Genomic DNA, 24111 nt, shown 5'->3' with positions numbered 1-24111 from the left:
CCGTGGACTTGAAACGCAAGCTGGCTCGGCTCGGCGGCGTGGGTCCCGGCGGCAAGCCGGGGGCGAAACCGTCTCCAGCTCCGCAGGCCCCGGAGGTGGAACCTGCGTCCGTCGCTCCGGCGGTGGAAGTCCCGCCCACGCAGGTGGAGGATCCTCCCTCCGAGGCGCCTCGGAACGAGCCGGATCCGCGCGTGGTTGCCTTGCGCCGGATGCTCGGGGATTGGGCCGAGCGTCGGGGCGCGGCGGTGGGTCGCCGGGGCACCTCCGCGGCGCCGCCTCCGGGTCCTCTGCCCGCGGAGCCCCGAAGCACACCGCACGGCGTCGTCCATGTCGCCGAGCGCGTGCTGCCACCGGACCACCACCACGGCAGCGCGCCGCTCGCGGAGGCGCTGGATGTGGAGTCACCGCTGGTGGCGAGCCTGGCGCTGCAGCCGGGGCTGGCGGGCGTGGACTTCCGGCGGATGCTCTTCCTGGACACGGAGACGACGGGGCTCGCGGGCGGTACGGGCACGGTGCCCTTCCTGGTGGGCCTGGCCTGGTTCGAGGGCCGCTCGCTGCGGGTGCATCAACTCTTCCTTCGCAAGCTGGGAGAGGAGGCGCCGATGCTGCGCGTGTTGGCCGAGCGCATGGCGGAGTCCTCCTGTCTGGTGACGTTCAACGGCAAGAGCTTCGACTGGCCGCTGCTGCGAACGCGCTTCGTGCTCAACCGCGTGACGCCTCCCGCCGAGCTGCCACACCTGGACCTGCTGCACTGCGCGCGCCGCGTCTTCAAATACCGCGGCTCCGGGACGCGGCTGGTGCACCTGGAGGAGCAGGTGCTCGGCTACCACCGGGTGGGGGACGTGGACGGCTCGTTGATTCCGGACCTCTACTTCCGCTTCCTGCGGGGCGCGGATGGCTCGGCCCTGACGCCGGTGCTGGAGCACAACGCGAACGATCTTCTGTTGCTGGCGGCGCTGCTGGGCGTGCTGGTGCGGCGCTTCCGGGCGAGCGGCGCCGAGGGGAAGGATGCACGCGACCTGCTGGGCTTCGCGAGCGTGGCGCTCCGGGCGCGGGACTATGAGCGGGCCCACGCCTTCGCCCGGGCCGCCGCGGCGGGAGACGGAGGTGCGGTGGGCGTCGAGGCGCTCGCGCTGGCCTCCCGCCTGTCACGCCGGGTGGGGGATGACCAGACGGCGGCGGCGAACCTCCAGCGGGCGCTCGCGTCGGCGCGGGCGGACCAGGCCGCGCCCCTCCACCTCTCGCTGGCCAAGCTGTACGAGCACGATCTCAAGGACCTCCCGCGTGCCCTGCACCACGCGCGGCTCGCCTCACCCGCCGAGAGTGGCGAGGCATTGCGGCGCCGCATCGAGCGTCTGGAGCGCAAGCTCTCCCGCGTGGCACGTGAGTACACGCTGGACTTCGGGGCCTCGCCGCCCCGGAGCGTGTCGTGAGCCGCGGGGTGTGCGCGGGAGCCGACGGAGCAATCCTCCCTCCAGAGCGAGCGCATCATTAGCGCATCATCGAGGGGATGCACCTGGGCACTTGACCCGCACCCGGGTGCTTCCCAACTGCGGCGGGCCTCGCGGCTACTGACGGATGACCTGCACGTCGTCCAGGTGGACGAAGCTGCTGCCGCTCGTGGCCTTGGTGTGGAGGCCGAACTCGAGGTAGCCCGCGGTCACGGCGATGGTCGGCGTCTCCAGCTGCGTCCAGTCGCCGTACGTGCCGAGCTCGGTGGCGGCCGGCGTGCATTCGGCGCAAATCTTGGCCTGGAGCCGGGAGAAGTGGAAGTCGCCGCCCTTCCGGACCCAGGCACGTACCCGGTAGTTGCCGTTGGGGATGTTGTTGAGCATCTGGTACGTCCACGTCTCGAAGGCCCCCGGGCTGTAGTGCGTCAGGTGGTAGGTGCTGTGGTGGCCCCCGTTGTAGGTCTCGGTGAGCGCGGCCCCGGCGGTGCCATCGGGCGACCAGGTGTTCCAGCCCGTCATACCGGACTCGAAGCCGGCGTTGACGACGGTGGGAGAGGTGGGCGGCGGCTGGGTGTCATTGAGGATGTTCGCGGCCTGATCGGGTTGCAGGGCCACGAGGTAGTTGAAGGCCTGGTCGAGCTGGGCCTGCTTGGATGCGTCGCCCGCGTACTGCTTGCGCTGCTCATGGAGCCTGGCGATGAGTTCCAGCTGGCTCTGCCCGTAGGACACACCGAGCTTCTGCTGCAGGGTGGTCAGGAAGCCATAGCCGAACTCGCGCGTCGGCTCGATCATCGTGCCTTCGCCGTAGTCGTTCCAGGTGGCGAGTTGGATCCAGTTCACGCCGCTGTTCTTGGCCATGTCCAACGTCTGGCCAAAGGTGCCGGTCCCATCGTAGGGCAGGCCCCACGTTGGACCGCCCCAGCCCCCCTCGGAGTAGAAGGTGTTGAAGCCCGGGTAGGCCACGCCGAACTTCACGTTCAGCGGACGGTTGTCATAGAAGTTTTGCAATCCGGTGATGAAGTCCGAGTAGATCCACGGGTACTCGCCCTGGGCGTTGGCCCCGGCATCACCGCTCTGGTACCAGAGCGTCAGGAAGGTCGGCTTGGGTGAGAGGGGCGAGAAGATGTTGCTCCAGTCGTCCGGCGACTTGAAGGTCTGCGGTCCGAAGTCCAGGAGCAGGGGCGCGTTGTTGACCTTGATGTAGTTGCTCCGCGAGAAGTAGTTGTCTCGCAGGTAGGCCATGTCGTTACGGGCCGCGGCGAGTTTGTCCGGAACGGAGCAGCCGTACGTGGGCGCCAGCGTCAGGTTGTGGTCCTCGTAGACGATGGCGAACTCGAGACCCACCGCGGCGGTCTTGTTGATGAAGGCCTCGGCGTTCTGCCTGTTCTTGGGGTAGTCCACGCAGTCGAGGGTGCCGGGCCAGTCGATGAGCACGCCATCCACGCCCGCGTACTTCATGAGCAGCAACTGGTACTCCACCACGTCCTTGTCGCCCGACGCGTAGGGACCGATCAGCGGATAATAATGTGAGGCGATCTGCCGCTTGCCCGTGGAGTCGACCACGTCGGGGTTCTTGGTGCTCATGGTCCAGTGGACTCCCCAGGTGCCGTTGCCCGAGGACTCCCTGGTCTCGAACCAGGGCATCAGGTGGACATAGACCTTCTTCGTGAAGGTCTTGCTCACGGAAACGGGGGCGGTGAGGGTGGCGGTGGGCTCCTTCTCCCCCGAAAGGGTGATGCTCTGGCTTTCGGGCGAGGCTAGACCACATCCCGTCAACATGAGCGCGGCGAACGCGCCCGCTCCTTCGGAAAGGAAACGACGATGTTCCATGACATTGATCTCCTTGAGGCCGAGAGTCCCACCACGCCGTGTCTGGAATGAGACGGTGATGAGACAAACGGCGCGGATGCGCGCCGCGCGGCAGTCACTAACACGCTATCGATGTCTCGGAAAGGATTATTGATATGTCAAAGAATATGGCGAAAACAAAACAGACGCGTGGCGGGCGGGGAGACCGCGTGACGTGAGAGGAAATACCTATGTCGACGCGAGTGGGTTCCGGGTCAGGGGACTCGAGGCCTTGGCGAGGACATTGAGCGTGTCGTCCACGCGTGCGAGCCAATGAAGGAAGATGGGAGGGCTCGCCGGACCGCGCCGCACGGTCTCCTCTCCGACGAGTGCTCTCCGGGCCTTTTCGAGCAGCGCGGCCGCGGGCTCGAGGGTGGGCTTTTCATCCTGGTCCAATGTCCGCGCGAGCGTGCGCGCATTGCTCGCGAGCCTGGCTGCCGCCTCGCGAATCAATTCGTGGACCTCGTCGTGTACCTGCAGGACGCCCTTGCCCAGAGCGAGGTGCCGGACGAAGACGACGAGCTCGGAGACCGAGTGCACCGTGCGCGCCGTTCGGGGTGCCAACCGTACGAGGGAGCCGGTGAGGGGACGCGCCACCGTCCTCAGCTCACGAAGCTTCGCATCGAGGGTTCTCGCCAGGTCGATCAACCGGGCCGGGTCCGACTCCGGCGAGCGATTCACCACGGCTTCCTCGAGGTAGTCGCACACCGCGGAAAGGACCTGCTTCGCGGTCGCGTGGATGTGCACCGTCGTCCGCTCCGGGAGGAGGAGGGTGGCGATGAGCACGCCGAGCCCGGCGCCGATCAGCGTCTCCTCGATGCGCAGGACGAGGAGGTCGGGGGAGAACCGGCCGAGCAGGCTGTAGAGGACCGACAACATCGTGGTGAACCAGAAGACCATCCACCCGTAGGAAATCCGTATCAGATAGAAGCCGAAGAAGACGCACACGAAGAGGCTCACGAGCTCGACGGTGCGGTGTCCGCTGACGACTCCCGCGAGCAACAACCCGGCGATGACTCCCAGGAAGGTGCCGAGCACCCGGGACCAGCCACGCAGCAGGGTGTCGCCGAGCGTCCGCGTCCTCGTGAAGGTGACGAACGCGGTGATGACGGCCCAGTACCAGCGCTCGGAGGACACCGCGTGGCCCACCACCATGGCGAGCACGCACGCCACGGTGACCTGGAGCGCCTGGCGCGTGGATGGATGGAGGCCGTTCTTCGGGGGCGCCCCCTGGGGGCCCGTGCCCGCCTTCACCGCGGTCGCCTGTCCTGGTGCGAGCCGGGGGAGCTCGCCCGGGAGGTTGGCGGCGGCCTCCACCAGGTCCGTGATGGAGGTGGCGAAGCGCCGGGCATCCGAACGGCCCTGCCCGGATTCGGGCGCGCCCGACACGGTTTCCTGGAGGTGTGCGAGGTGCTCCTGCATCACCTTTCGCGCAACCGGGTCTCGATTGCGCACGGAGGCGTGTGCGGCGAACAGGGCCTGCCGGAGCTCCTTGCGCGCCTCGAGGGGCAGCGAACCCGACTCCACCACCTGGCGGACGGCGGCGATCACTCGGTCGGCCGCGAGCTCGAGGTCGAAGATCCGCAGTCGCAGGGCGGGCTGGCAGCGGGTGAGCAGGTCCTCCACCGCGAGCGCCGCGTCGTTCAGGCGATCGGCTTCACGGCGGAGCCGACGCTGCATGGCGGGAGTCACCCGTCGCTGTTCGGGGAAGTCCGTGAGCTCCCAGAGTACGAGGGCGACCGTCTTCTGGAACGACCGGACGAAGCGCCGCAGGTCGAGGTCGGGACGGTCGCGGACGAGCACGAACCGCACCGCATAGGCGATGCAGATGGCGACAGCGATGGCGCCGACGAGGGCCGGTATCTGCGCCAGTTGCGCATGGAAGAAGAGCGCGTTGAAGAAGGCGAAGAAGCCAATCATCCCCATCGCGAGCCCCCTGGGCCCGAACCGGCGCACGTAGGTGGCGATGAAGATCGTCACCGCGAAGGCCGCCGCGCCGAGCACGGGGACTTGGGAGGCGAGCGTTCCCACGACGATCGAGACCATGGCCGGGAGTGCCAGGAGCAGGGTCGTGAGACGCTGCTCCCGGGGCTTGGGGTCCGTTGCGATCTGGGACCCCATCATCCCCATCATGGTGCCCACCATGGTGACGGTGGGTGGCTCGCCCAGCAGGCTGGCCAGCTGGGAGATGACGAGGGCGGACAGGCCCGCCCCCAGCATGGAGCGCAGGCCCATCCGCAGTCGGCCCAGGTCCGGGTCGGAGGTGACGAAGAGATCCCAGAGATGCGTCGGGTGTAGACGGCGCTTCAGACGTCCCAAGCAATTCCTCCCGGAGGAGGTTGCGAATGGGAGAGCGCGAATGCTCGCCCGGTTGCCCGGTCGCTCAGGGACGTGTTGGCCGAGCGGACGCGAGGATGCGCCGCAGTGCTTCCACTTCCGGCCTGGGGAGCGGGAGGAGGGGCGCGCGCAGGGGCCCCATCTCCGTCCCGAGCAGCTCCAGGCCCGCGGACACCGTGCGTGGCAGTCCTCCCTTCACGATGAACTGGAGGAGCGGGAGCTGCTGCTGGAACACCTTGCGTGCCTCCACGAGGTTGGCCTTCTCCACCACCTGCCGGTACAGCTCCAGGGTGAGCTCGGGGATGAGGTGCGCCGCGGCGGTGCACCAGCCCCGGGCTCCCGCCGCGAAGGCCGCGAGGGCGAGCGGGTTGGAGCCGTTGAAGAAGGCCACCTCCTCACCCGCCACCTGCCGCAGGCGGTGCATCCTCCCGACGTCTCCCGTGCTCTCCTTCACCATGGTGACGTTGGGAATCTCCAGCAGCCGCGCGAGGAACTCCGGCGTCATGTCCAGTCCGCCGGTGGCCGGGTTGTTGTAGGCCATGATGGGGAGGGAGATGGCTCGGGCCACCGTGTCGAAGTGCCGGAAGATTTCCTCCTCGGTGAGCTTCCAGTAGCTCATCGGGATGATCATCACGGCATCCGCGCCCACGCGCTCGGCGAAGCGGGCGTGGTGGAGGGTTCGCTCGGTGGTGAGGCTCGAGACGCCGACCATTACCGGGACTCGGCCACCCACGACCTTCACGGTCGCCTCGGCGACGGCCTCGCGCTCCTCGTCGTCCAGATAGGGCAGGCTGCCCGTGCTCCCGAGCGGGGCGATGGCATGGACGCCCGAGTCCACCATTCGCCCGGTGAGCGTCCGGAGCTTGTCGAGGTCCACCTTCCCGTCGGTGCGGAAGGGCGTGAGGGTGTAGCCGATGATGCCGCGCAGCGGAACGTGACGGTTCATGTCAGCCCTCCTCCTCGTCCTCGCGGACCGGCTTCTGACCCTTCTCCGGGACCTCCTCGCGCAGGGCGATGCCTCCCATGTTCTGGAGCATGGGCGCGTTCTCGCAGGCCAGGTAGCGCGCGCGTTGCGTGGGGTGGGTGTTGACGTGGTTGTGCCAGGCCCACACGGGGATGTAGAGCGCGTCGCCCTGCTTCCAGGGAATGCGCTTGCCCTGGATGTCCGAGTACCCCTCTCCCTCGAGCACGTAGAGGACCGTCTCGTACGTGTGGCGGTGCCTGTTGGAGGACTGGCCCGGCTCCAGCCAGCCGATCGTCATGCTGAGGGCGTGCGAGGGCAGGTCCACGAAGAAGACGGGGTGCTTGCGCTCCTTCGAGTAGCCCTCGTTCTGGCCTGCGCTCTCCACTGCGGGGTGGAAGAGCTTGTCGGGGATCACCACGCGCGGGCGTGGGGGCGTCTTGTCGAAATCGGCGGAGTGGTACCTCGTGCTCTGGGTGCTCACGGTCTGGCTCATGAATGGGCCTCCTTGTGTGCGGCGGAAGGTAGAGACCTACCGGCACCCTCGAAAGAGCCGGTTTGGCGAAGTAGATTGGGCCGGTGCTGCGTACCTGGAAGCTCACCCTGGAAGTCGATCCGTCCTCGCCCGTGCCGCTCTTCGTCCAGCTCGCGCGCGCGGTCATCCGAGACATCGAGCGGGGGCGGTTGTCCCCAGGAGATGCTCTCCCCGGGACGCGGGCACTGGCCGTCTCCCTGGGGATTCATCGCAACACGGTGGACGCCGCCTATCGCGAGCTCGTCCAACAGGGCTGGGCGTGCGCCGAGCCTTCCCGCGGCACCTTCATCTCCCAGGCGCTCCCCGTGGCGACGCCGAAGGGGTTCGGTGGCTCGCCCCGGCAGCGGATGCCCGCGCGGCCGGGCTTCTCCCTTCCGCGAGAGGAGCTGTCTCTCGAGTGGGCGTCACCCGCTCCCAAGGGGGTGCTGGTGTTCAACGATGGCGCCCCCGACGTGCGTCTGGCGCCAGCGGTGGCCCTGTCGCGTGCCTTCCGTCGGGTCCTCACGGGCCGCGCCCGAACGGCGCTGGGCGTGGGAGATGCGCGCGGAGAGCCCGGATTGCGCGAGGCGCTCGCGGGGATGCTCAGCCGCACACGGGGCCTCGCCGCGGGGGCGGATGACGTGCTCGTCACGCGGGGAAGCCAGATGGCGCTCTTCCTCGTGGCGCGTGCCCTCCTCCGCCCGGGAGATGCCGTGGCCGTGGAGGGGCTCGGGTATCGGCCCGCGTGGGACGCGCTGCGGCTGGCGGGCGCCCGGCTCGTGGGGCTCCCGGTGGATGCGCAGGGCATGAGGGTGGACGCGCTCCAGGCGTTGATGGCGAAGCAGCCGGTGCGTGCCGTCTATGTGACGCCCCATCACCAGTACCCCACCACCGTCACCCTCACCGCCGCTCGGAGGATGGAGTTGCTGCGCCTGGCCACCGAGGCGCGCGTGGCGGTGGTGGAGGACGACTATGACCACGAGTTCCACTACGAGGGCAGGCCCGTCCTTCCCCTGGCGAGCTCGGACCGGGCCGGGTGTGTCGTCTACGTGGGCTCGCTCTCCAAGCTGATCGCTCCGGGGTTGAGGCTTGGCTACGTGGTGGCTCCCGCGCCGCTGGTGCGTGCCCTGTCGGCCCTTCGGACGGTGGTGGATCGCCAGGGGGATGCGCCGCTGGAGCGGGCCCTGGTGGAGTTGCTGGAGGAGGGGGAGTTGCAGCGGCATGCCCGCAGGGCCCGCCGGGAGTACCACGCCCGGCGGGATGCGCTGGCGGAAGCGCTGCGCGAGGAGCTGGGAGGCTCCGTGGACTTCGAGGTGCCGGCGGGTGGGCTCGCGCTCTGGGCCCGGGTGGACGAGGCTCTCGATGTGAGCGCCTGGGCGGAGCGCGCGGCCTCGCGCGGTGTGCTCGTCACCCCGGGTCATGCCTTCGCGCTCGAGGGGAGGGGCCCGGCGGCCTTCCGCTTGGGCTTCGCCTCGCTGACGCCCCAGGAGTTGCGCGAGGGCGTGCGGCGCCTGGCCCTCGCCCGCCCGCGGCGGAGCTGAGCTCGTCCTACGCGCTCGTGTGGCGCAGCACCAGGGCCTCCAGCCGGCCCAGGGCCTTGTCCAGCACCTCCATGGAGGGGCCGAAGGACAGACGCACGTAGTTGCGGAATCGCGAGGGGCGGGCGCGGCGCTTGCCGGGGTTCACGTCGAAGAACTCGCCGGGGACGGTGATGATCTTCTGCTCGAGCGCGGCGCGGAAGAAGCCCATGCCATCATTGAGGGGCGGGGGCAGGCCGGACACGTTGCCCCAGATGTAGAAGGTGCCATCGGGAGTCCGGTCCGTGCGGATGCCGAGCCGCTCCAGACGCGAGTGGAAGCGGTCGCGCTTCTCTCGGAAGTGGTGGTTGATGGCGAGCGTCTCCTTCACCACGTGCTGCTCTTCCAGCAGGGGAATCGCGGCGCGCTGCAGGGGACGGCTGCCGCCACCATCGAGGAAGCTGCCCGCGCTGGACACGGCCTCGATGACCTGGCGGGGGCCCAACGTCCACGTCATGCGCCAGCCCGGGTAGCGCCAGTTCTTGGTGAAGCCGTCGAAGAGGACGAGGGGATCCTTGTTGACGTCCTCCACGTAGCGGGCGGCGCTCTCCACGGGGAGCTGACCGGGGCGGCCCGTCCAGATGTAGTGCGAGTAGAACTCGTCGATGAGCAGGGTGCACTCGAGCTCGCGGGCGACGGACACCCAGCGCGCCAGCTCGTCGCCCTGCACGAGCTTGCCGGTGGGATTGCAGGGGTTGGAGAAGAGGAGGGCGGAGAGGCCGCGGCCCTGCACCTCGCGGCGAAGGTCCTCGTGGGTGAAGGCGTAGCCGCGCTCGCCCTCGAGGAGGATGGGGATGGCGGTGAAGGCCTTGAAGACGTCCAGCAGCTCCTCGTAGGCGGTGTAGTCCGGGAGGAAGTGGCCGAGGTTGACGGAGCCGAGGCTGGCGGCGGCGCGGGTGAGGGCGGCGCGGCCACCGCCGGAGAGGGAGACGTTCTCCGCGCTGTACTGGCTCGGCAGGCCGCGCCGGTACAGCCGGTTGTAGAGGGCGGCGATGGTCTCTCGGACTTCCCAGAGGCCGGCCACGGGGGCGTACTCGAGGTCGTTCACGTCCACCGTGACGCTGCCGACGCGAGGGGGGGCGTTGGGCAGGTCCCCCGTCTCGGGTTGCCCCTGGCCGAGGTTGCACCATTCGGGGTCGCCGCCCCGGTAGCCCCGGCGCATGGCCTCGGCGGTGACGTAGATGACGCCCGTGCGCGGCACGGTGCGGAACGCTGGCAGGGAGAGGTCGTCGCTCACGGGCCAGACGCTAGCGGAGAACGCGCGTGGCCTTCATCCACTGAAATGACCTCCCATGAGGGCCCATGCGTCAGGCTTGCTCGCCGCCCTCGGGGCGAGGTGCTGAGCATGGGGTCATCAGAATCCCGGCCATACCGGTTGGCGCTCATGGCGGAGCGGACGCGAGCGGCTTTGTGTTGCTGGCAGTGCCCTCTCCGGGAATAGGCGGAACGGCCCAAAGGCGTCTTCAGCTTGACCTGCCCGGTTCGACGGGAGACAGAAGAACGGTCCCAAGTAGGGGAACGCCCGGCTGGGGTGTTGGCCAGTAAATCATTCGTGTCCACCTCCGGTATCCGGAGACCGGTATTTTTCCACCAATCGAGGTAGGGGAGAAACGATGACGGAGCTCAAGCGGGTGCTTCTCGTGGAGGACAGCCCCAATGACGCAGAGCTGACGTTGGAGGCATTCGCGGAGAGCGGGCTGGCTAACGAGGTGGTGTGGGTTCGGGATGGCCGGGAGGCGCTCGACTACCTCTACAAGGAAGGCACATTCGCCGAGCGACCCGACGGGCTACCGGCCGTGGTCCTGCTGGATTTGAAGATGCCCAAGGTGGATGGGCTGCAGGTGCTCGAGCAGATCAAGACGAACTCGCAGCTCAAGACGGTTCCGGTGGTGATGCTCACCAGCAGTCGGGAGGAGGCAGATCTGGCGCGCTCCTACGGTCTGGGCGTCAACGCCTACGTGGTGAAGCCAGTGGGTTTTCCTGAGTTCGTCAAGGCCTTGAAGGATCTGGGGCTGTTCTGGGCGGTGGTGAACGAGCCGCCTCCAGGCTCGCTCCGGAGGTCCAACCTTTCGTGAGGCCACGGGTCGCAGAAGCGCATCGTGCACAGGTGTGGGCACCAGGCCGCACGCTGTCCCTCCTCCTGGTGGAGGACAGCGTCCTTGATGCCGAGCTCATCGCCGCGCGCCTCGAGGAGGGCGGTCTGCTCTTCGAACTGACCCGCGTGGACAGCTACGAGCGCTTCAACGCGGCCCTGGCCGGGCGCCGCTTCGACCTCATCCTCAGCGACTACAGCATCCCCGGCTTCGACGGGCCGAGGGCCCTGGCCGCCTGCCAACTCGCATGCCCGGAGGTGCCCTTCCTCTTCGTCTCGGGGGCGCTGGGCGAGGAGCGGGCCATCGAGCTGCTCAAGCGCGGCGCCACCGACTACGTCCTCAAGGATAGGCTGGAGCGGCTGGTGCCGAGCGTCGAGCGCGCCCTGCGCGAGGCGCACGAGCGGAGGGAGCGCCACCTGGCCGAGGCGCGGCTGCAGGAGCGCGAGCACACCCTCTCCACCCTCATGGCCAACCTGCCGGGCATGGCCTTCCGACGCAAGGCGGGGGGAAGGCCGTGGCACCTCGAGTTCGCGAGCGACGGGTGCCTGGCGCTCACCGGCTGGCCCCCCGAGGCCTTTGCTGCCGGCGGAGCGCTCAGCTGGGATTGCCTCCTCCACCCGGAGGATCTGGAGCGGGTGGAGTCCGAGGCACGGTCCGCCTTCGCCGAGGGGCGCCAGCTCACGACCACCTACCGCATCCGCACCCGGGGAGGCGAGGAGCGCTGGTTGTGGAGCCGCTCCCTTCTCCGGCTCGGTCCGGATGGCACCCCGGAGTGCTCCGAGGGCTTCGTTACCGACATCACCCAGCAGAAGCTGGCCGAAGAAGAGGTGAAGCGGCGCATCGAGTTCGAGCAGCAGCTCATCGGCATCGTCTCGCACGACCTGCGCAACCCCCTCTTCGCCATTACCCTGGGGGCCTCCACGCTGCTCAAGCGCGAGGGGCTGGACGAGAAGGTCACCGGCTCGGTGCGGCGCATCCTCTCGAGCGCCGAGCGCGCGGGCCGCATGATTCGCGACCTGCTCGACTTCACCCAGGCGCGGCTGGGTGGCATCCCCGTGGTACGCACCCCGCTCTGCCTCCATGCCCAGGCGGGCCAGGTCCTCGATGAGCTCAGGCACACCCATCCCGAGCGCGGGTTGGAGCTCACCCAGGAGGGTGACACTCACGGGGAGTGGGATCCGGACCGCGTCGCGCAGGTCATCACCAACCTGGTGGGCAATGCCCTCAAGTACTCGCCTCCCGATAGCGTGGTGAGGGTGCGTATCCGTGGCGAGGAGCGCGCGGTTCTGCTCGAGGTCCACAACAGGGGCGAGCCGATTCCTCCCGAGCGCATTCCCCATCTGTTCAAGCCGCTGAGCCGTGGCACGGACAAGACGGACATGCAGACCCGCAGCATCGGGCTGGGGCTCTACATCGTCGACAGCATCGTGCGCGCGCACGGTGGCTCCATCCACGTGAGCTCCGCGGCCGCGGAGGGAACGCTCTTCTCCGTCCGGTTTCCGCGCAGCCCCTCTTCCTCCTAGAAGACCCCCCCCATGCATCCACTCGACTTTGGAGAGATCTTCCGGCTCTCTCCCAACCCCTACATGGTGCTCGACCGGCAGCTGCGCTACGTGGCCGCCAACGACGCCTACCTGCGCTCCACGGCGAGCCGGCTCGAGGACATCAAGGGCCGCTACCTCTTCGAGCTCTTTCCCCACGACCCGGACAACCCCAACAACGCGAGCATGGTGATGTTGCGCACCTCCCTGGAGCGCGTGCTTGCCTCGCGGGCACCGGACGTCCTGGCGCTCATCCCCTACCGCGTCCCCATGAATACCGAGACGGGCGTCGTGGTGAAGGAGCGCTTCTGGAGCGCCACCCACGTGCCCCTGCTCGATGAGCGCGGGGAGGTGGCCTACATCCTCCAGCACACGGTGGACGTGACGGAGCTGGAGCAGCTCAAGCAGGCCGCCAACGAGGCCAAGATGGAGTGGCGCGAGACCGCCACGTCCGCGGTCATGGAGGCGGGCGTACTGGGCCGGGCAAGGATGCTCCAGGAGACCAACCGGCTGCTCGACTCGGAGCGCCGCCACCTCCGGGGCCTCTTCGAGCAGGCTCCCAGCTTCATGTGCTTCCTGCGTGGGAAGGATCACGTCTTCGAGCTGGTCAACCCCGCCTACGCCCAGCTGGTGGGACAGCGGGAGCTGGTGGGCAAGCCCGTACGGGAGGCGCTGCCAGAGGTGGTGGATCAGGGCTTCATCGCGCTGCTCGATCGTGTCTTCACCACGGGTGAGCCCTTCATCGGTCGTGGAGTGGGTGTCTCCATTCAGCGGCGCGCGGGGGGGCCGCTGGAAGATGCGTACGTGGATTTCATCTACCAGCCCATCCAAGGGGTGGACGGTTCGGTGGCGGGCATTTTCGTCCAGGGGCACGACATCACCGAGCAGAAGCGCACGGAAGCCGCCCTCAAGGAGAGCGAAGCGCGCTTTCGGAACATGGCGGACCACGCCCCCGTCATACTGTGGGTGACGGACGCCTCGGCCTCCTGCACCTACCTCTCCAAGGTCTGGTACGACTTCACCGGGCAGACCGAAGGGATGGGGCTGGGAGAGGGCTGGCTCTCCGTCGTGCACCCCGACGACGCCCGCGCCGCCGCGGACGCGCTGCGCGCCGCCACGGAGAGGCGCGAGGCCTTCCGCAGGGAGATGCGGTTGCGGCGCCAGGATGGCGAGTACCGCTGGGTCCTCAACTCCGCCACCCCCCGCGTGAGCCCCACGGGCGAGTTCCTCGGGTTCATCGGCAGCGTCCTCGACATTACCGAGATCAAGCGAGCGGAAGAGGAGATGCGGCGCTTCAACCAGCAGCTCGAGCGGCGGGTGCAGGAGCGCACCGCGGCGCTGCTGGAGGCCAACAAGGAGTTGGAGTCCTTCAGCTACTCGGTGAGCCACGACCTGAGGGCTCCCTTGCGCCACATCATGGGCTTTGCCCAGTTGCTCGAGTCACGCTCGAGCGCGAACCTGGATGCCACGGCCCGTCGCCACGTGAAGACGATCGCCGACGCGGCCCGGCAGGGCGGCAAGCTGGTGGATGACCTGCTCGAGTTCAGCCGCATGGGCCGCACGGAGCTGAAGAAGGCGTCGGTGTCGCTGCGGGACCTCGTGGCGGAGGTGCAGCGCGAGCTCTCGCCCGAGATGGAGGGGCGCAAGGTGCAGTGGCGGGTGGGGACACTGCCGGAGGTTCAGGCGGACCCGGCGCTGTTGCGTCTGGTGCTCAAGAACCTGCTCGCCAATGCCCTGAAGTATTCGCGGCTTCGCGAGGAGGCGGTCATCGAGGTGGGGGCCAGCGAAGGGGAAGGCGAGACCGAGGTGTTCGTGCGCGACAACGGTGTGGGCTTTGAAATGCAGTACGTCGACAAGCTCTTCGGCGTCTTCCAGCGGCTGCACCGGCCCGAGCAGTTCGAGGGGACGGGGATCGGCCTGGCCAACGTGCGACGCATCATCGCCCGCCACGGTGGGCGGACCTGGGCCGAGGGCGCGGTGGATCAAGGCGCCACCTTCCACTTCACCCTGCCGCACGCGGAGGTGGCGCGGTCACTCTCCGCCTGATTTCCTCTCACTGGTTGGTGGCCTGTTGTCGGCAACGGGTGCTGGTGACTGCGGGGGCTCCGCGGGGGACTGCCCATGCCAATGAGGTGAAGGACCGTTCCTCCCTCGACCGTGCTGTGTTTGCATGGTAATCTTGAATAGGGTCTTCTTGACCGGCTGCGCGTAATCGTTTACGGAGCGAGCATGCTCAGGAGTTCCTGCTGGGCGATTGTGTTGTGGCTGATGAGTAGCACCTGTGGCTGCTCGACGCCCAACCCTCATGTCCCAGGATTGATCCAAAGTCCGTAGGAGAGGTTTTGAAGAGGCGGAGAGCAAGTCCAGACATTCACAGGCAAAGAGGGAGCATCCCTCCGGACGGCGCCTGAAAGAGGGGCGCCGTGGAAGGACAGGAGTGAAGGTACACAGGCCGAACAGCCAGGGGAGAAGAGGCGCGGGAAGGCCGGAGCGGGAGCAGCTGGCGGGCGCTCAGGCAAGTGTGGCCAGACTCTCGGGCAGCACGGCCAGACCCAACAGGCCCTGGTAGAGCACCTCCATGGTGCGTGCGAAGCTTTGGGGCCGTTTGTCGCGAGTCGGCAGGTGCGTGCGCACCAGGGCCAGCAGGTTGTAGGCCAGCAAACGCAGCCAGCTGAGCACCAGGGGTGCATTGCCTCGCAGGCTGGGCGAGGCGCTGTCCTCCTCCAGCACCACGTCCGCTGTCCAGTTGGGCCCGTTCTCAATCCCCCAGTGCCGGCGTACCAACGTCAGCATCCGCTCCGGGGACAGTTGCCCTGTGGGAATGGAGGTGAGGAACAGCCGCGTCTCCACCTTCGGCAGCTCGCCGTCTCTGGTTCGCGTCTGCCGCACCCATACCCATTGCTGGGCGCCGGGAAAGTCCTCCTCTGGCGGCTTGTCCACCACCCTCAACTCCCTCTCCACCCACTCCCCGCTCGTCCGCTCGCGCGTGCGCACCTTCACTGGCGCCACCGCCAGCGCCACCCACGCCTTGTCATGTAGCCGGTGGAAGTTCTCCTTGAGCGCCATCAGGTAGTGCTTGCCCGCCTCCCTCACCACCCGCGCATTGGCCGCGCTCGTCATTCCCGCGTCCACTGTCACGTACTCGAAATGCCGCCCGAACTTCTCCACCACCCGTTTGAACAACTCCGGGAACGCCGTCGCCTCTCCCTGCTTGCCTTCCAGCAACTTCTGGTCGAGCACCGGCTGGGCCGCGCTGCTGGTGAGACTGGCGCGCAGCGCGTACGGGTACCAGTACTCCCGCCCCTGCTCATCCTTCGTCGTGTGGCTCGGCTCGCACGGCGGCTGCCCCGGCGTGCTCTCCCCTGCCTTCCCGTCAATGCTGACGACGCCCCGGGCGAAGAGCTCATGGCGTATCAGCCCCACTTCCAGGCCTCGGTGCACCATCTGGTGCACCTCCTGCTCCAACCCCTCTGGCTCCAACTTCCCCAGCAGCCTATCCAACGTCGTGTCGGACACCGGCCGCTTCAGCCCCTCGGGCGCCGTGCCTTCGCGCAGCATGTCCTCCCCAGCGCCTCGGCATGCCTCAACACCCGCCGCCCCACCGCCAGCGCCTGCACCAGCAGCATCAACATCGCCGCCAGCGGATGCCTCTGTCCCCGGCGGGCCCGGGGGTCCTTTACCTCCTTGAATGTCAGCCCCAGGCTCGCCATCATCCTCTGCACGCGGGAGGGGGTTTCCTGCTCGTCCTTCTTCCCCTTCCCGTTTCCCGCTTGGGGTGTGGATGGCCCGCCAGTCCTCCCGCCCCGGTTTTTCTTCCCACTCATCCTTCTTCTCCCCGGACCTGTCCGGCCCGTCTCCGGCTCTGTGCTGGCGCTCCCCCTCGCGATCAGCCCGCGGCTGCTCGCCTCCGGTGGGCGCCTGTAGGCGGGACTATACTTCAGCCGTAGGCCTGGGTGGGATGACCTCTCCCGTGGGACTTTGAATCAAGCCTGACCCTCATGTCCGGGTGCGCCGCATGGAGGATGGATTACTCCAGGTGCAGGGCCCCACTGGCCGGACCGTTCAAGACGAGCGAGGAACTGGCCGCGAACGCATGTGAAATCATGACCCGCCAGCCCGGTGCGTCGAATGGTGCCTACGGGTTCGAGTACTGCGCGTTGCACTATTATTCCGGGATGAAGGATGCGTTCTTTCTCAGCTATCTCTCCGACATCGGAGGTAGCAAGGAGGGCGGAAAGAAGTATTGCGAACTTCCCAGGTCTCTTGACGATCCTGAGCACACGGACGCCATCATCCTGGGTGGAGCGCACTCTCATCCCAACAATCGACAGTTCTCGAGGGAAGATCTGAGCATCGATAGCCAATGGCGTCCGACACGGTTCTTGGATAAGCGCACTGGACGAATCTTCGACCGTGACTTGCTGATGCTCTACCGGGAGAGGAGTGGAGAATGCAGAGCGTATGGTTATAACAACACGTCACGTGTGGTCTCGGCTTTACGTGAAGGCAGATGGGCTCCCATTGGCCAGGTCATCAATGAAGATGGAGACATTCGGATGCTCGAGGGGCAAGGTTGGTTGCCCTGAGATGATGCCCGGAAGTGGAGCATGGCGGCGGATTGGCGCCATGAGCCGTTCTCACGATGTTCAGATCAATGAGACGTCATGAAATCGCTCGTACCCGTTGTGCTCTGCTTCTCCTGCTTCCTGACGGGTTGTTCTCTGCTGTCCCACTTTGGCTATTACAAGCGTCCCACGGCGGAGCGTGCGCCGTCCGAAGAGGCGGAGCAGGTGAGGTTTCCTGACTCCTTCGAGCCGGGGGTGCATCTGAATGGACAGCACATGGGGGCACTCAGGGTCGCGATGGATGACTTCCTTCCTCCCGGTTCGAAGGTGAAGGGAGACAACGAACGGATCGCCGAGTGTCTCTCTCGTTGGTCGACGTATGATACGTCTGTTCTGCGGGCCAACGACGACCTCTACTTCGTGAGCTTCCTGCCCCGGCTGTCCCGATGTGGCCTTGATGCCATTGTCCTCGACGCCGGAGCGACCTATGCCATTGATGGGAGGGGCCGCATCCTCGACGTGCGATAGCGCGGGCCCCTCACCGCATCGGAATCCTCTGGGTTGTCAGCCGCGCACCAGCGCGGCGAGGATGTCCTTCCAGTGGGAGTAGAGGGAGAAGTGCCCGCCTCCCTGCAGGAAGTGGGGTACCGTGTTCGGGATGCGCGCGTGCAGGTAGCGTCCCATCTGCAGCGGCACGATGGAGTCTCCCTCCCAGTACCAGAGGTGTACGGGGATGCGGATGTCCTCGAGTGGGAAGCCCCACGGGGAGGTGAGCAGCCGGGCCTCTTGAATCATCCCCTGTACGCCCTGGCGCGAGGCCTCGAAGCGGAAGCCCTTCACCTGGGCGGCGATGGCTGGATCCGACAGCAGCGCCCGGTCATCCGCCGAGCACTCCTTCATCAACGTCTCCAGCGCGCGCTCGGGCTTGCGGCGCACGGTCTGGTCGTGCAGCGACATCACCGGCAGCAGCAGCCAGCCCGGCCACATGGCCATGCTGTAGGCGGCGCGGTAGTCCCGGTTCACGCCCGCCATGGCCCCGGAGCGGTTGAAAGGCGCCGAGCCGGAGACGATGGCCGCGCCCGTGAGCCGCTCGCCCAGGCGGTACGCGCAGGCCGCCACGTAGGGGCCTCCCGCGGACACGCCCATGACGGCGAAGCGGCCCAGCCCCAGCGTGTTGGCCAGTTGCTCGACGTCCGCTGGCATGTCCAGCAGGGTGCGTCCCTTCTTGAAGTCCGACTTGCCGTAGCCCGGCCGGTCCGGGGTGATGAGCCGCACGCCCAGGCTCGCCGTGAGCCCGTCATCCGGGTGCCGCATGTAGCGGGAGCCCGGGTTGCCGTGCATGAAGATGACCGGCATGCCCTCGAGGTTTCCGGACTCGACGTAGGCCAGCGTGCGCCCGTCGCGCAGCCGGATGGCGCCCTCCCTCGAGTGCACCGCGTTCTCCCTTGCCCGCGCCTCGTTCATTCTCCTGCCTCCAGTACCCGCGAGCGCTGTCCCATCCAGGCGGAGATGCGGGGCCACACCCTCACCGGCGACTTGCTGGACGCCGACAGGCCGATGTGGCCCACCGGGAAGCGCATCGTCTCGCAGTCCTTCGTGCCCACCAGGTCCGGCAGCGGCTCGCTCATGGCCGGTGGGGCGATGTTGTCCTGCTCCGCGATGATGTTGAGCACGGGGCACTGGATGTTGCCCAGGTCCACGCGCTCGCCGCCCACCTCCATGCGGTTCTGACAGAAGAGGTTCTGCTGGTAGCAGTCGCGGATGTACTGCCGGTAGACCTCACCGGGGAAGGGGACGGCATCCGAGCCCCAGCGCTCCAGGGCGAGGAAGGTGGTGACGAAGCCCGGGTCGTCGATCTGCCGGCACACGTCGAGCCACTTGGTGATGCGCTGGACGGGGCCCGCCATGAAGAAGCCGCTCTCCAGCACGTAGGTGGGCACGTTGCCGTAGGCATCCACCAGCGAGTCCACGTCGAAGTGCCGCTGCTGCGTCCACAGCGAGTAGATGCCGCCCTTCGTGAAGTCCACGGGAGTCGCCTGGACCACCAGGTTGCGCACGCCCTCGGGGTAGAGCGAGGTGTAGGCCAGCGCCATGGTGCCACCCATGCAGTAGCCGTAGAGCGTCAGGTCCTCGCTGTCGCTCACGCGCAGCGTCCAGCGCACGGCGGAGCGCAGGTGTCCGCCCAGCAGCTCGCTCCACGTGAGGTTCTGCTCGTCCTGCCCGGCGACGCCCCAGTCGATGGCGTAGACGTCGTAGCCCTGGCGGGTGAGGTACTCGATGAGACTGCGGCCGGGCAGGAAGTCGAGGATGTACCAGCGGTTGATGAGCGAGTAGACGAAGAGGATGGGCGTGCGGAAGCGGCGCCGGGGCGAGGCGTAACGCAACAGACGCATGCTGCCGCGCGTGTACACCACCGAGTGCGGGGTGGGGCTGATGGGCGGCTCGCGGACGTTGGCGGCCTTCTCGATGAAGGGCTTGAGGTACGGATAGGGGTTGATGGAGCGGTCCTGCAGGGCCTGCGCGAGCGAGCGCGAGACGTCGACCTGGGACGAGACGAACGAGCGGATCCGCTGGATGGCTTGGGCGGGCCGATTCACGAGTGAGCTCCGGGTATCAGGTAGCCGCTACCATAGCTCAGGGCTTGAAGAGCCGCAGGACGGTGTCGGTCGAGGGAAATGGCGTGTCCCTCATCTGGGGGAAGAGCTGCGTCAGCGCGAGCCCCTGCACGGTGGCAATGAAGGTCCGCGCGAGCTCCTCGGCGGGGACGTCCACGATCTGCCCCGCCTTCTGTCCGGACGTGATGAGCTCCTCGAGGTTCCGGTTGAACTCGGTGCTGTAGCGGTCCAGGGCCTGCTCCACCGCGGCGGGGATACTCTCGCTGGCATGCGCCTGCACGAGGATGAGGGGGATGGCGGGCTGCTTCCGGATGCCCTCCAACATCTGGGTGCAGACGTAATGGAGTTGCTCCCAGGGCGTTCCGGGCCTTTGCCGCGCCGAGACGAGCAGCTCGATACCGCCCCGCACGGTCTCATCCACGAGTGCGGCGAACACGGACTCCTTGTCCGGGAAGTAGTGATAGACGAGCCCGTAGCTGATGCCCGCGGCGGCGGCGAGGTCCGTCATCTTGGTGGCCGCCAGTCCCCGGCGAGCGAAGACCTCGCGCGCCGCCTTCAGCAGCGCGCGCCGCCGCTCCTCCTTCAACCGTTGGTTCTGTTCTGCGGTCCGAGGCATGGGAGACCTCGCGGATGCCAGGAGCTCTACCTGGACGAGGGCGTCCGGCGACGGCGGGGCGCGGGGGTGGAGGAGGGGGCCGGCTGCTGCTCCTGGCGCTCCAGCAGCTCGACGACGTGCTCGAGCTGCGAGCCGAGCGCCTCGACCTGATCTCCCATGCGGCGCAGCTGGTCGCGAAGGGCATCGACCTCGGAGGCGGTGGGCACGCGCAGCGAGTGCAGCGTCTTCTCCATCATCGAGGTGCGGCGGATCTGCTGGGTGAAGCCACGGCGCATGAGGCCGCCGCTGACGCGCAGGAAGGTGGGGCTCTCGGCGAGGCGCGCGGCCACCTGGGTGAGACCCCGCTCGGCCTTGGCGAAGACCTGGCCCGAGCGGGTCTCCGGGCTGGTGAGCTGCCCGACCTTCTTCAGGGCACGGGCGAGCAGGCCAGGGGAGGGGCGGGAGTCTGGGGCGGTCATACCCCGGAATCCTACCTCGGACTCACCGGACGATGGGCACCGTCACCGGCTCCTTGTCGTCGATTTCGACCTCCACCTTGCCCACGCGCCACAACACTTCACTGAAGGTGACCTTCATCCGGCGGCCATCCGCGGTCGAGATGAGGGCCTCGCCCTTCTTGGGCAGGAACTCGCCCACCTCGTACTGCAGCTCGGAGAGGGTGATGTGATCCGTGCCCAGCGGCCCGGTCACCTCGGCGGGCCCGTCGAACACGAGCGTGGTGCCGCCGATGAGGGGCAGGCCATCCTCGCGCAGGCCCACCCGCCCGTTCACGCTGTAGCTGCTGCCGGCCCGGCCCGGGAGGGCGCCAGCGGCCTCGGTCCAGAAGCGCTTCTCGTCGCCGCAGGTGCCGTAGCCCACCTTGGCTTCGAGCGACTCGCCATCCACCTTCAGCCCGCGCAGATCGGCGAAGACGTCCATCCGCTCCTCGCCTCCCTGGTAGATGAAGGCGCTCTGGCCGGACACGGTGTGCCCGTTCACGGAGCAGTGGGCCTCGGGGAAGGAGAGCACCACCGCGTCCGAGGCGTCGCCCCGGGCCTCGGTGGTGGCGGTGACGCAGGCCACCTGAACCTGGATGCCATCGGTGACCTTGCCCACGAAGGTACGGCGGGGCTCGCCGCAGGTGTAGACGGGGAGGAGTCCGAGCAGCTCGAGCGCCGTGCGGGCCTGGTGCGCCGCGTGGACCGCGAGGTCCACCCGGGCCCTCGCGTCTTCGATCTCCTCCTTCGACGGTGGCTCCCGGCCGCAAGAGGTGGAGAGGAGGACGAGGGCGAGGCAGGTGGGAATTCGCATGGGGACATCTCCGCGGAGGGGGACCCGGCTGCTCGGGGTCCCGGACGGATGTCATGAGAGCAACCCGCGTGCCCTCCGTACAAACCCGCGAAGTCCCGAGGCCCGGTCCTGAGCCCGTGCAGGGGGTTGCACGGTCTGGGGGTGGATTCGTCACGCTCGGACGGTTGTACCGGGAGGACGGGGAACGGCATGCTCCCGGCAACCCGAGGCCCCCGACATGCCCCAGCCAGAGATCACCCTCTACCAAATCCCCATCTCGCACTACTGCGAGAAGACCCGCTGGAACCTCGATGCCAAGGGGCTCTCCTTTCGCATCGAGAACCTGATTCCCGGCCTGCACCGCCTGGTGACGAAGCGCCTGACGAAGGGCGGCCGAGGCACCGTGCCCGTGATGGTGGATGGGGGAAGCGTCGTCGCCGACTCGACCGACATCGCCCTGTACCTGGAGCGAGCCCATCCATCGACGCCCGCGCTGATACCGGCCGCGGGGCCCGAGCGCGAGCGGGTCCTCGAGCTGGAGGCCTGGTTCGACGAGGTGGCGGGCAAGCACGTGCGCCGCTGGGTGTACGCGAAGCTCTTCGCCAGTGACGCGGACATCAAGTCGTTCATGTTCAACGCGTTCACGCCGTCGCTGCGCCTGGTCGGGTCCGCGATGCTCCCCCTCATCAAGGCGGCCATCCGGCGCCAGTACACGCTGACGCCCGACAAGGTGGAGGAGTCGCGTGTGAAGATCCTGGAGGGGATCGATCGGCTGGAGCGGGAGATTCAGGGAGACCCCTCTCGCTATCTGGTGGGCGAGTCCCTGTCGATCGCGGACATCACCGCGGCGGCGCTCTACGGCCCGTTGATGGCGACGGAGGGTTCTCCGTATGCGGTGCGGCCCGGAGAGCTGGTTCCGCCGGAGATCGCCGAGCTGCGCGCGGCGATCCAGGCGAGGCCCGCGGGCCAGTGGTTGCTGCGGCGCTACAAGGAGGATCGTCGGCGACTGGCCCGTGGGTTTGGCGCGCGCTCCGAGGCGGCGAACGGCTGAGTCCGCCGTCGATCAGGGCACCCAGAGGCGCAGCAGTCCCACCGCCGCGCCTCCCAGCACGAGCCATGCGGAGTTGACGCGGTAGCGGATGAGCAGCACGGCGCTGGCGAGCGCGAGGCCCACGGTCCACACGTCCACCAGGGCGGCGCGCCCGAGCTGCCAGGTGACGGTGGCCATCAGCGCGAGCGAGGCCACGTTGACGCCGTCGAGGAAGGCACCGGCCACCCACGAGCGGCGCATGCGGGGCACGAGCGGTCCGCTCACCGCGACGAAGAAGAAGGCGGGCAGGAAGATGCCCACGGTGGCCACCACCGCGCCCGAGGGCCCTCCCAGCACGTAGCCGATGAAGGTCGCCGTGGTGAAGACGGGCCCGGGAGTCACCTGGCCCACCGCCACCGCGTCGAGCAGCTGGGCCTCGGTGAGCCAGCCCCAGCGCTCCACGAGGTCCGCGCGCAGGAAGGCGAGCAGCACGTAGCCACTGCCGTAGAGGATGGATCCCACCTTCAGGAAGAAGAGGAAGAGGCCGCCGAGGTTGAAGCCCGGAGCCGCCGTCGCCGCCATCACTCCGCCCAGCGGCAGGCCCGGGAGGAGCGCCTTCACGGATGGAGCCACCCCTCCACTCTCGCGCCTTCGGGCCACCAGACGGCACAGCGTCACGAAGCCGCCCGCCAGGACCAGCAGGAGCAGCTCGTTCACCCCGAGGAAGCCCAGCGCCGCGCAGGCCACGCCCACTCCGGCCAGCAGCTTCGTCTTCGCCGCCCCACGCGTCAGCCCCCAGATGGCCTGGAGCACCACGGCGATGATGACGGGCTTCACGCCGTAGAGGAGGTTCGCCACCTGCGGCAGCTGTCCGAAGCGCGTGTACACCCAGCCGATGGCCGACACGATGAGGAACGCCGGGAGGATGAAGCAGGTGCCCGCCACCACCAGTCCGCTCCAGCCCGCGCGCCGGTGGCCGATGTGGATGGCCAGCTCGGTCGAGTTCGGTCCGGGGATGAGGTTGGTGGCTCCCAGCAGATCCAGGAACTCCTCGCGCGTGAGCCATTGGCGGCGCCGGACGACCTCGTCCTCCATCATGGCGACGTGGGCCGCCGGGCCGCCGAAGGCCGTCGTCCCCAGCCGGAGGAAGAGCAGCGCCAGCTCCCGCAGCGCGCCGGGCTCGCTCATGTCCGGTTCCCCGTGCGACCCGAGAGCCGCGCGTCCACCGACAGGGGCCCCGCCCCGACGAGCAGCAGGAAGAGGGAGCCGAGCAACATCGAGAAGTCCGTCCGGGAGTCGTGCGCCATGTTCCAGAAGCCGCGCTGCAGCAGGATGGGCACCTTCGTGCTGGCGATGGCCACCAGCATGTCGATGATCAGTGGCACCGCCGCCAGCCGCGTCATCAGTCCGAGCAGCAGGAGTGTGCCCCCGACGATCTCCACCCCTCCGACGAAGGGCGCCAGCACCTCCGGAGCGGGAATGCCAATCTTCGTGAAGCGGCCGACCCCCAGCTCTCCGGGGAAGAGGAACTTCTGGATGCCCTCGGAAAGGAAGACCGCGCCCACCATCACCCGGATGAGGAGTGTGGCCGGTGGTGCCCCACTGTACAGAAGACGGTCGAAGCGCATGGTCATCCCCTCTCTGTCGCGGCGCATCATCTGCCACGGAGGGCGCCTGGAGAATGAAGAATCCAT

Annotated in this window: 22 protein-coding genes; 8 read left to right on the top strand and 14 right to left on the bottom strand. The window is 67.9% G+C overall.

The genetic code is table 11. From position 1 onward, the window contains the following. The first annotated feature begins 2 nt into the window (after positions 1 to 2). Positions 3 to 1433, top strand: coding sequence for a ribonuclease H-like domain-containing protein (locus tag JQX13_RS00745; RefSeq protein ID WP_203407161.1), 1431 nt, complete (start codon positions 3 to 5; stop codon positions 1431 to 1433). A gap of 135 nt (positions 1434 to 1568) precedes the next feature. Here JQX13_RS00745 and JQX13_RS00740 read toward each other — a convergent pair whose 3' ends face one another. The 4 genes from JQX13_RS00740 to JQX13_RS00725 all read right to left on the bottom strand — a co-directional run bounded on the left by JQX13_RS00740 (position 1569) and on the right by JQX13_RS00725 (position 7093). Next, the gene (locus tag JQX13_RS00740; RefSeq protein ID WP_203407160.1) at positions 1569 to 3281 is read right to left on the bottom strand and encodes a glycoside hydrolase family 71/99-like protein; all 1713 of its coding nucleotides are present in this window, start codon (positions 3279 to 3281) and stop codon (positions 1569 to 1571) included. Between the two features lie 207 nt (positions 3282 to 3488). After that, a complete protein-coding gene (locus JQX13_RS00735; protein ID WP_203407159.1) occupies positions 3489 to 5618 on the bottom strand; it encodes an FUSC family protein in 2130 nt (709 codons plus the stop codon). Between the two features lie 64 nt (positions 5619 to 5682). Then, a complete protein-coding gene (locus tag JQX13_RS00730) occupies positions 5683 to 6582 on the bottom strand; it encodes a dihydrodipicolinate synthase family protein (protein WP_203407158.1) in 900 nt (299 codons plus the stop codon). 1 nt (position 6583) lies between these two features. Beyond that, positions 6584 to 7093 (bottom strand): cupin domain-containing protein, encoded by a 510-nt coding sequence (locus JQX13_RS00725; protein WP_203407157.1) that lies wholly within the window; start codon positions 7091 to 7093, stop codon positions 6584 to 6586. 83 nt (positions 7094 to 7176) lie between these two features. Here JQX13_RS00725 and JQX13_RS00720 point away from each other — a divergent pair, with 83 nt between their 5' ends. Next, positions 7177 to 8652, top strand: coding sequence for a PLP-dependent aminotransferase family protein (locus JQX13_RS00720; protein WP_239014446.1), 1476 nt, complete (start codon positions 7177 to 7179; stop codon positions 8650 to 8652). Positions 8653 to 8659: 7 nt separating this feature from the next. Here the strand turns inward: JQX13_RS00720 and JQX13_RS00715 are convergent, their stop codons facing one another. Then, positions 8660 to 9925: a pyridoxal phosphate-dependent aminotransferase gene (locus JQX13_RS00715; RefSeq protein WP_203407156.1), complete on the bottom strand. Its 1266-nt coding sequence runs from the start codon at positions 9923 to 9925 to the stop codon at positions 8660 to 8662. 376 nt (positions 9926 to 10301) lie between these two features. Between JQX13_RS00715 and JQX13_RS00710 the strand changes: the two genes are divergently transcribed. From JQX13_RS00710 to JQX13_RS00700, 3 genes are read left to right on the top strand one after another with little or no spacing between them, the layout of a single operon-like run. Next, positions 10302 to 10763: a response regulator gene (locus JQX13_RS00710; RefSeq protein WP_203407155.1), complete on the top strand. Its 462-nt coding sequence runs from the start codon at positions 10302 to 10304 to the stop codon at positions 10761 to 10763. A gap of 32 nt (positions 10764 to 10795) precedes the next feature. Continuing rightward, complete coding sequence (locus tag JQX13_RS00705) at positions 10796 to 12304, top strand: sensor histidine kinase (RefSeq protein ID WP_239014445.1); 1509 nt, start codon at positions 10796 to 10798, stop codon at positions 12302 to 12304. A 12-nt stretch (positions 12305 to 12316) separates the two neighbouring features. Then, entirely contained in the window at positions 12317 to 14368 is a 2052-nt protein-coding gene (locus JQX13_RS00700) for a PAS domain-containing sensor histidine kinase (protein WP_203407154.1), read from the top strand. A gap of 465 nt (positions 14369 to 14833) precedes the next feature. Here JQX13_RS00700 and JQX13_RS00695 read toward each other — a convergent pair whose 3' ends face one another. Together JQX13_RS00695 and JQX13_RS00690 are read right to left on the bottom strand one after the other, a co-directional pair. Further along, entirely contained in the window at positions 14834 to 15880 is a 1047-nt protein-coding gene (locus JQX13_RS00695; protein WP_203405123.1) for an ISAs1 family transposase, read from the bottom strand. Then, on the bottom strand, positions 15847 to 16146 hold the full coding sequence (locus JQX13_RS00690; RefSeq protein WP_203407153.1) for a hypothetical protein: 300 nt from the start codon (positions 16144 to 16146) through the stop codon (positions 15847 to 15849). The genes JQX13_RS00695 and JQX13_RS00690 overlap by 34 nt, the downstream gene beginning before the upstream one ends. Positions 16147 to 16425: 279 nt before the next feature. Here JQX13_RS00690 and JQX13_RS00685 point away from each other — a divergent pair, with 279 nt between their 5' ends. Further along, positions 16426 to 16908, top strand: coding sequence for a hypothetical protein (locus JQX13_RS00685; RefSeq protein WP_239014444.1), 483 nt, complete (start codon positions 16426 to 16428; stop codon positions 16906 to 16908). Positions 16909 to 16986: 78 nt separating this feature from the next. Continuing rightward, complete coding sequence (locus JQX13_RS00680; protein WP_203407151.1) at positions 16987 to 17415, top strand: hypothetical protein; 429 nt, start codon at positions 16987 to 16989, stop codon at positions 17413 to 17415. 36 nt (positions 17416 to 17451) lie between these two features. On the opposite strand, the gene JQX13_RS00675 is transcribed toward JQX13_RS00680, so the two are convergent. From JQX13_RS00675 to JQX13_RS00655, 5 genes are read right to left on the bottom strand one after another with little or no spacing between them, the layout of a single operon-like run. Next, on the bottom strand, positions 17452 to 18351 hold the full coding sequence (locus tag JQX13_RS00675; protein WP_203407150.1) for an alpha/beta fold hydrolase: 900 nt from the start codon (positions 18349 to 18351) through the stop codon (positions 17452 to 17454). Next, positions 18348 to 19484 carry an alpha/beta fold hydrolase gene (locus JQX13_RS00670; RefSeq protein WP_239014443.1) on the bottom strand — a complete coding sequence of 379 codons (1137 nt, stop codon included), beginning with the start codon at positions 19482 to 19484 and terminating at the stop codon, positions 18348 to 18350. Before JQX13_RS00670 ends, JQX13_RS00675 begins: the two co-directional genes overlap by 4 nt. A 37-nt stretch (positions 19485 to 19521) precedes the next feature. Next, complete coding sequence (locus tag JQX13_RS00665; RefSeq protein WP_203407149.1) at positions 19522 to 20118, bottom strand: TetR/AcrR family transcriptional regulator; 597 nt, start codon at positions 20116 to 20118, stop codon at positions 19522 to 19524. A 26-nt stretch (positions 20119 to 20144) separates the two neighbouring features. Beyond that, the gene (locus tag JQX13_RS00660) at positions 20145 to 20576 is read right to left on the bottom strand and encodes a hypothetical protein (protein WP_203407148.1); all 432 of its coding nucleotides are present in this window, start codon (positions 20574 to 20576) and stop codon (positions 20145 to 20147) included. A gap of 22 nt (positions 20577 to 20598) precedes the next feature. After that, the gene (locus tag JQX13_RS00655; protein ID WP_203407147.1) at positions 20599 to 21408 is read right to left on the bottom strand and encodes a hypothetical protein; all 810 of its coding nucleotides are present in this window, start codon (positions 21406 to 21408) and stop codon (positions 20599 to 20601) included. Positions 21409 to 21625: 217 nt separating this feature from the next. Here JQX13_RS00655 and JQX13_RS00650 point away from each other — a divergent pair, with 217 nt between their 5' ends. Continuing rightward, a complete protein-coding gene (locus JQX13_RS00650) occupies positions 21626 to 22438 on the top strand; it encodes a glutathione S-transferase family protein (RefSeq protein ID WP_203407146.1) in 813 nt (270 codons plus the stop codon). 12 nt (positions 22439 to 22450) lie between these two features. On the opposite strand, the gene chrA is transcribed toward JQX13_RS00650, so the two are convergent. Next, positions 22451 to 23605, bottom strand: coding sequence for a chromate efflux transporter (gene chrA / locus JQX13_RS00645; RefSeq protein WP_203407145.1), 1155 nt, complete (start codon positions 23603 to 23605; stop codon positions 22451 to 22453). Next, positions 23602 to 24045, bottom strand: coding sequence for a DoxX family protein (locus JQX13_RS00640; RefSeq protein WP_239014442.1), 444 nt, complete (start codon positions 24043 to 24045; stop codon positions 23602 to 23604). Before JQX13_RS00640 ends, chrA begins: the two co-directional genes overlap by 4 nt. Between the last annotated feature and the right edge of the window lie 66 nt (positions 24046 to 24111).

Source organism: Archangium violaceum, from assembly GCF_016859125.1.
Lineage (GTDB): Bacteria > Myxococcota > Myxococcia > Myxococcales > Myxococcaceae > Archangium > Archangium violaceum_A.
The sequence above is the reverse complement of the archived record's forward strand: the minus strand, read 5'-3'. Positions and strand labels throughout refer to the sequence as shown.

Bases quoted from the DNA above. Each gene is read 5' to 3' on its own strand.
- JQX13_RS00740 (WP_203407160.1), bottom strand. From the start codon at position 3,281: ATGGAACATCGTCGTTTCCTTTCCGAAGGAGCGGGCGCGTTCGCCGCG.
- JQX13_RS00730 (WP_203407158.1), bottom strand. From the start codon at position 6,582: ATGAACCGTCACGTTCCGCTGCGCGGCATCATCGGCTACACCCTCACG.
- JQX13_RS00725 (WP_203407157.1), bottom strand. From the start codon at position 7,093: ATGAGCCAGACCGTGAGCACCCAGAGCACGAGGTACCACTCCGCCGAT.
- JQX13_RS00710 (WP_203407155.1), top strand. From the start codon at position 10,302: ATGACGGAGCTCAAGCGGGTGCTTCTCGTGGAGGACAGCCCCAATGAC.
- JQX13_RS00700 (WP_203407154.1), top strand. From the start codon at position 12,317: ATGCATCCACTCGACTTTGGAGAGATCTTCCGGCTCTCTCCCAACCCC.
- JQX13_RS00695 (WP_203405123.1), bottom strand. From the start codon at position 15,880: ATGCTGCGCGAAGGCACGGCGCCCGAGGGGCTGAAGCGGCCGGTGTCC.
- JQX13_RS00690 (WP_203407153.1), bottom strand. From the start codon at position 16,146: ATGAGTGGGAAGAAAAACCGGGGCGGGAGGACTGGCGGGCCATCCACA.
- JQX13_RS00685 (WP_239014444.1), top strand. From the start codon at position 16,426: ATGACCCGCCAGCCCGGTGCGTCGAATGGTGCCTACGGGTTCGAGTAC.
- JQX13_RS00680 (WP_203407151.1), top strand. From the start codon at position 16,987: ATGAAATCGCTCGTACCCGTTGTGCTCTGCTTCTCCTGCTTCCTGACG.
- JQX13_RS00675 (WP_203407150.1), bottom strand. From the start codon at position 18,351: ATGAACGAGGCGCGGGCAAGGGAGAACGCGGTGCACTCGAGGGAGGGC.
- JQX13_RS00665 (WP_203407149.1), bottom strand. From the start codon at position 20,118: ATGCCTCGGACCGCAGAACAGAACCAACGGTTGAAGGAGGAGCGGCGG.
- JQX13_RS00660 (WP_203407148.1), bottom strand. From the start codon at position 20,576: ATGACCGCCCCAGACTCCCGCCCCTCCCCTGGCCTGCTCGCCCGTGCC.
- JQX13_RS00655 (WP_203407147.1), bottom strand. From the start codon at position 21,408: ATGCGAATTCCCACCTGCCTCGCCCTCGTCCTCCTCTCCACCTCTTGC.
- JQX13_RS00650 (WP_203407146.1), top strand. From the start codon at position 21,626: ATGCCCCAGCCAGAGATCACCCTCTACCAAATCCCCATCTCGCACTAC.
- chrA (WP_203407145.1), bottom strand. From the start codon at position 23,605: ATGAGCGAGCCCGGCGCGCTGCGGGAGCTGGCGCTGCTCTTCCTCCGG.
- JQX13_RS00640 (WP_239014442.1), bottom strand. From the start codon at position 24,045: ATGCGCTTCGACCGTCTTCTGTACAGTGGGGCACCACCGGCCACACTC.